General features: G+C 36.3%; 7 protein-coding genes and 2 pseudogenes. 5 read left to right on the forward strand and 4 right to left on the reverse strand.

Annotated elements, in window-relative coordinates:
- On the forward strand, nt 1-244 hold a 244-nt coding region (locus H540_RS0121060; protein WP_028402265.1), incomplete at its 5' end, for an integrase core domain-containing protein.
- 108 nt (nt 245-352) lie between these two features.
- On the opposite strand, the gene H540_RS0121065 is transcribed toward H540_RS0121060, so the two are convergent.
- Nucleotides 353-844 carry a hypothetical protein gene (locus tag H540_RS0121065; protein ID WP_028402266.1) on the reverse strand — a complete coding sequence of 164 codons (492 nt, stop codon included), beginning with the start codon at nt 842-844 and terminating at the stop codon, nt 353-355.
- Nucleotides 816-1442: a LysE family translocator gene (locus tag H540_RS0121070; RefSeq protein WP_028402267.1), complete on the reverse strand. Its 627-nt coding sequence runs from the start codon at nt 1440-1442 to the stop codon at nt 816-818. The genes H540_RS0121065 and H540_RS0121070 overlap by 29 nt, the downstream gene beginning before the upstream one ends.
- A gap of 768 nt (nt 1443-2210) precedes the next feature.
- Between H540_RS0121070 and H540_RS0121075 the strand changes: the two genes are divergently transcribed.
- The 3 genes from H540_RS0121075 (at nt 2211) to H540_RS0121085 (ending at nt 5303) form a co-directional block, all read left to right on the forward strand.
- On the forward strand, nt 2211-2435 hold the full coding sequence (locus H540_RS0121075; protein WP_028402268.1) for a hypothetical protein: 225 nt from the start codon (nt 2211-2213) through the stop codon (nt 2433-2435).
- A 397-nt stretch (nt 2436-2832) separates the two neighbouring features.
- Nucleotides 2833-3417 (forward strand): TetR/AcrR family transcriptional regulator, encoded by a 585-nt coding sequence (locus H540_RS0121080; protein ID WP_028402269.1) that lies wholly within the window; start codon nt 2833-2835, stop codon nt 3415-3417.
- A 59-nt stretch (nt 3418-3476) separates the two neighbouring features.
- A complete protein-coding gene (locus H540_RS0121085; RefSeq protein WP_028402270.1) occupies nt 3477-5303 on the forward strand; it encodes an alpha/beta fold hydrolase in 1827 nt (608 codons plus the stop codon).
- A gap of 190 nt (nt 5304-5493) precedes the next feature.
- On the opposite strand, the pseudogene H540_RS34825 reads toward H540_RS0121085, so the two are convergent.
- Nucleotides 5494-5667: pseudogene (locus H540_RS34825) on the reverse strand (IS6 family transposase); the annotation flags it as partial.
- Between the two features lie 91 nt (nt 5668-5758).
- On the opposite strand from H540_RS34825, the pseudogene H540_RS35660 reads away from it, so the two are divergent.
- Nucleotides 5759-5872 (forward strand): annotated as a pseudogene (locus H540_RS35660) (IS6 family transposase); the annotation flags it as partial.
- A gap of 6 nt (nt 5873-5878) precedes the next feature.
- On the opposite strand, the gene H540_RS0121095 reads toward H540_RS35660, so the two are convergent.
- The coding region (locus tag H540_RS0121095; protein WP_028402271.1) for an IS6 family transposase at nt 5879-6313 on the reverse strand (435 nt) is incomplete at its 5' end.

Genomic DNA, 6313 nt, shown 5'->3' on the forward strand with positions numbered 1-6313 from the left:
AGAACTGGCCATTCAACACTCATTCAGCCGAAAAGGCTGCCCATATGACAATGCTTGTATTGAGTCTTTCCATGCCATTCTCAAGAAAGAGGAAGTACACCATGTTCGGTATCTTAACTTTGAAGGTGCCAAACTAGCTTTATTCCGTTATATCGAGGGCTGGTATAACAGGAAGCGAATTCATGGAAGCATTGGGTATATGACTCCTCAAGCTTTCGAGGATCAAGCTCGAAAGTCAGCATAATCCTCACATTTTTGTGTCCAACTTATTGACTCAAATCCAATATGACTCCTCAAGCTTTCGAGGATCAAGCTCGAAAGTCAGCATAATCCTCACATTTTTGTGTCCAACTTATTGACTCAAATCCATAATTACATTCGTAGTCTCATCAAAGCCATCTACTACAACCTCTGTTGCTTGTTTTAACTCTGTATATTTTCCACTCGTAACAGGTGTTTTCCCTTTTCCGTTGTAAACTGCAATAAGAGTTCCTTCTTTTGAAGCTTTTTTTATATCATCTTCCCAATATGGATAAGTCATAAAATTGTTCACATTGATTAAAAATTGACTTTTCGTATCAATTTCCTCAACCAACAACGCACCTGTATATACTGAGATTCCTACATCCCATAACATTTGTTTTAATACTTTTACTTTTGTTTTATGAAGCACCGTTGTATTTGTATCCTGAAATTGATTTGGACCTACTTGTTTAACTGTGTTAATCTGCCAAGGTGGTAGAGGAAATTTACTGTCATAATTAGTTAGATGAGACATATCGTTTACCACAACAAAACCTGTTAACCCAACATATTTATTTTTGGAAAAATAGCCTAACTCCAAATACTAATAATACTGTGCCAGTAATACCCTCTATTGTACGGTTCACCTTTTCTTTTCTAAAAAAAGTTCTTAATTGACGTATTAGAGAGATATAAAGTAAATACCATATTGCTGTCAAAGTCGTAAATGTGAGTCCCAACAAAAGAAATTGGAAGAAATGACTTTGATTACTCACAATAAATTGGGGTAGAAAACTAAGGAAAAATACAGCCGTTTTTGGGTTTAAGATTGCCGTGGTAAATCCTTGTCTAAAACTTTTAACCGTTCCAATATCCTTAGAGTTTATTTCCACTGAACCTGACATATCTTCTTTTTTAGAAAAGGCACTTTTAATTGACTTTACAGCTAAATAAATTAAATAAAATGCCCCAGCATATTTTATTAATGTAAATAGCATAGCAAATTTCATTAAGATAGCAGAGAGTCCTAGTGTAGCCATTATTGTATGAATCATCATTCCAGATACCGTTCCTAAGACGGTCTTTATCCCACCATTTCTACCATGAGAGATAGTGTTTTTTGTAACTAAAGCAAAACCGGGACCAGGCATCATTATAATAAGGAGTGCTGTAAGGATAAATAACAAATAATTTTCCATGTTTTGGTATCCCCTTTCTGATTTTTAGTTTCGCTTATAGTATAGCTTTTTTCCTTAAAACATTAAATATAAAAAGTGTGATCAGGATAGTATCATAAACTTTCAAGGTGTTGTAATTGAATTATAGAGGGCTTCACTTGAATAATGTTCTTCTGTAAATGAGCGTTTTAATGGAATGCCAATTACATAAATAATCAGATTTTTGTATGAAAGGATAACTCAATTAAATAAATTAAGAGCGTTTTTTAATCACTTTTTCTCGGAACACTCTTAATTTTCTTTCGTTTATCGAGGGTATTAGTATCAACTTGACCAAACATTATCCAAAAACTACATTGATAAAACACACAGCAAAGCTATGCATACATTTTCTTTGGACAATTAGCTAAATATCGTCTAAGCTGTAATTTTATGAAAATATAATAGCTGATTCCAAACGTAATTGGAAATAAACGTAAGTCTATGACCTATTTTTACACGTATCTCGGCTATACCCCATGCCCATCAACTTAAGAAATTCATTGTTCCCTTAAACGAAAAAAATGAGCTGAATTGTTATAAATAATTGTGGCAAGATAAAGTTTTCGTTTTGGGGACTTCAAAATATTAGTTTGATGGACATTGATGCTATCCCTAGGAGGAATGAGCTTTTTGTTTTACTACTGATAATGATACGTTATGTTAACCAAGCATGAATACGATATACATCCATTTTTTACAGAAATTGTTTATTCTCAATGGTAAAATACGTAGGGGAGGAGGGTTATTATGGAGAAACATCGTTTTAGAAATCTATTTTTCTGTTTTGTTATTCTCCTAATGTTAGTAGCTTGTCAAAAAGAATATAGCGGTAAGTTAGTACAGTGGGGTGATACTGCTAATAGTGTTGACACAACTAAACTAAAAAGAAATAACATTCCATATGAAATAAAAGACGGTAAATTGTATATTCCTAAAGATGCAGTAAGTGATGCTACATATTGCTGTACATAAGTAATGATGTAAGTCCCTTTCTAAATAAAGAGAAGGGTTTGCAATAACTTCCGCTAACGATAATTATGTAAATGAGCTGACTTATTTTATTCTTTGCTTAGCGTGGGGTTTTTCTAAAATGCTGGCGATGCCCTTTGTACTCTGAATAATGGTTTTCCGGTTATGTCTGTTAACCGGAAAATTGAAATATCAAATCTATTTCCTAAAGTGACACTTGACTGGAAGCCCCTAATTTTTAGTTCGGTCACAATATATTCGGATTGGGTATTTATCCAGGCTCGTACTTCTATGGGGAATTCTTTAGGAGTATTGATACCTCCATAGTGATTTTTATATTTGTATGCATTTCATCAATCATTCCCTTGACTCTCCATTTGTAGTACTGTATAGTACTAATATGAAAAAAAATACACTTAGTAATAAAGATATTGCTCTGCAATCCGCTTTTACATTGTTTCTTACTAAAGGTTTTCTGGCAACAAGCATGGACGACATAGTCGCACGTAGCAAAGTTTCAAAAACGAACATTTATTATTATTTTAAGAGCAAGGAGGAGCTGCTGCTCGCTATTGTTAATCAGTTGATAGCACATTACGAGCAGCGAATTAATTATATTGTGTCTCAAACTGAGCTCACCGTTCAGGAGAAATTAGAAGCGGTACTCCACATTTTAAGCGATACTATTGAACAAAATAACTACCTTGGCGGTTGTCCTTTCCTGACTCTGTATACACAGACGCCTATTGACGCGGTTGAAATTAGAGATAGAATCAAGAGTTTTTTTGAAAAACAGCTGCATGGTGTTGAATTGATTTTAGCCCAAGGGATTGCACGACAAGAACTAAAGGAAGAGCTGCCCGTTAAACAAACAGCTATGTTGATTGTCTCCTCTATTGAGGGTGCTCTCTTCTTGGCTCAAGCTTCTAACAACCAAGATATGATCAAAAATTTATTTCCTGCTTTAGCTTCCATGCTAAAGTAATATTTTTAGATATATTAGTACTAGTTAGTACTATAAAATAATAAAGGAGTGTTTTTATTATGAATATCTTCATGACCGGCGGAACTGGTTATATTGGACGTCATTTAATCGCTGAGTTAGCTTCTCAGCATCAGATTTATGCACTTGTACGTCAAAAAAATCGTCTTCTTACCATCATCAATCAACTGGCACCCGATCAACAGAACAACATTGTTCCTGTTATCGGTGATCTAACGCAGCCTCGATTAGGTTTAAGTGATGACAGCTACAAGCAATTACTTGCAACTGATCTAATTATTCATGCAGGAGGTCCAATGAATATTGAGTTGAACCTCAGTGAAGCTGAGCAGTCTTTCCTCGCCCCTGCAAAATCCCTTGCTCGGCTAGCACAGGATATCCACGCTGCAAAAGAATTAAAGCATTTTATCCATGTCGTAGGCTTTATGAGTCCCTATCATGAACAAAATGCATTGTTGGATCTAGATCATTTGCTGGACAATCAACCGCCTTATGAAAAAATGAAGTTTTTAGCCGACTCTTATATACGAAAATCTCTTCATAACATGAGCATTCCCTTATCTACTGTTAATCCTAGTGTAATCGTCGGAGACTCCTTCTCAGGGAAAACAGAACAGATTGGAGGCCTTAGTATCTTAGTCGATGCCGTAAGGCGAAATCTTATGTCGCTTGTTCCAGGCGGCGACGATTATTGGTTACCAATGGTTCATATTGATCATGTGGCTTCGTTTATTTCAAAACTTGCTAATACAGAAGGGTTATCAAGCAATACCTACTATCTTTTAGATTCTAAGCAAGAGAGTCCGTCGATCCGAACTTTCATCAAACTCATGGCACACGAATTGCAGACAACAAAGCCGTTAGGAACTATACCGCTTCCGTTATTGAAAACTGTGCTTAGAATGGGTGCTGGTAAGATGCTTGGTATTCCTAAAGAATCCATGAGTTTTCTTGTTAAGTCGGAATTCCCTGTTTACAGTAAATTAGAAATAGAACAAAGGAACGGCAGAAATTCATTCGTAGTTCCGTCCACGCTCCCTTTTATCATTAGTGATTTGGATTATCGGTTAAATCATTTAGGCCTGAATCAAAATGAGCAGAAAGATTTTAGTCAACGAAGAAGGGCTAACTTAGTTTCGCTAGAGAAAGATAGGAATGAAACGCCTATTATTTTTCTTCATGGGACGTTCAGCAATGCCGATGCCCTTTTGCCCCTCTCACAATTTTTAAGCAGTTTAAATACTTGGTTCGTAGATTTACCTGGATTTGGGCGTACCCCTTATCACCATAATCCTTCTGTGCTAGAAGGCTATGTAGAGAGCATTTCCACTATGATCACTGAGTTGAACAGACCCGTTATATTAGTGGGGCATTCATTTGGCGGATTGATTGCGGCTCAAGTGATGGAACGGCTGCCCTCACTGATCAAACAACTCATTTTATTGCAGCCAGTACTGCATCCTATCCAACCTAAATATAGATTTCGACGTATTACAAGTTTCGTTCTAAAATATATGGAGCCCGCCCGTTTGGAAAAAGAGCTACTTCAAGCCAATAGCTTCAGAACATCCAGTCAGTTATTGAGTAATTACGCTCATTCTGTGGTCCGTGATTTAAAATCCCCCCGTATACGCAAAACTAACGCTACGGTCATGTCTTGCTTAACTATATCAAAATCCATTCAGTTAAATCCCGAGACATGGGATAAGAGGAAAATTAAGATACTATGGGGAGCTTTGGACAAAGATCATCATGTCCCAAAGCAGTTTGAACACTTGGATATTACACGTATTCAGTACGGTCATCAGTTTCCTGTTGAATCTCCTGAACTAACTGCTCAATGGATTTCTCAAGCTGTAACAGTATAAAGGTTCTTTTGATAGTATTGATGGAGGTGTGGATTGTCAACACAAATTCAGACTGCTTTTTTAAGGGCTCGTTTTCTGAACTCAACTGGACTTAAATAACCTAAAGTTCCATGAACATGATGATGGTTAAACTGGTTCTGTTGCAAAGTTTGAAAAAAGCATAAATAGGTTGGTAAATGAAGAACAATGTTTAAGAAGTAGCTAGTAATTGTTGAAGTTCATTGTACGTTGAAAAGGCGGAGTCTCTTTGAAGACTTCGCCTTTGTTTACATAGGGCATGAATGGTTTCGATACCTTTAATTGTACGTGAAGCATGATGAAGATTTTGAAATCCTGCGGATTTGATAAAACGTCTCTTTACATGGTTCTGGTGCAAAAACTTCAGGACAATTGCAAGTACTCTCTAAAACTTGGACATACTGATACTATTACTCTAAAAAAGGGGCATGATCAGTATGGAAAAGCAAAATTTGTTTAAATGGAAACATTATCAGCCTGACATTATTTTATTGGTTCTGGTGCAAATACTTCAGGAGAGATATAAAGAGGCGAAAAGTTTCTTAGTGGAATCTATTTTATGCTGGAAGGCCGAATAGTTGATGAATGAGGTTTACTTGATTTCGGACAGACTTCTCCCCTTGGAGGGTTTGTCCTTTTTTCATCATATGCACAGCTTCTACTCCTGCAAGAATTTGTTTGGCAGTTCGAAAGGACTTTAATCCTAACATGGAACGAACTCGCTTTTTAATGAAGCGATGATCTTGTTCTACGATGTTATTAAGATATTTTATTTTTCTTATTTGGATGCCTAAAGGCATCTTTTTCTCCTTCTTCAGCTCTTCAATCGCCACAGGATAGGCGGGATTCTTATCAACGGTTATCACACGAGGTATTGAAACATGAAAAGACCGCAAGGCTTTCCTAAAGAATCGCTTTGCAGCCTTGTGGTCTCTTGTTTTACTTAGATAAAAATCAATGGTATTTCCTTCTGAATCAACTGCACGATACAG

The sequence above is a fragment of the Ectobacillus panaciterrae DSM 19096 genome, from assembly GCF_000430785.1.
In the GTDB taxonomy this organism is placed as follows: domain Bacteria; phylum Bacillota; class Bacilli; order Bacillales; family Bacillaceae_G; genus Ectobacillus; species Ectobacillus panaciterrae.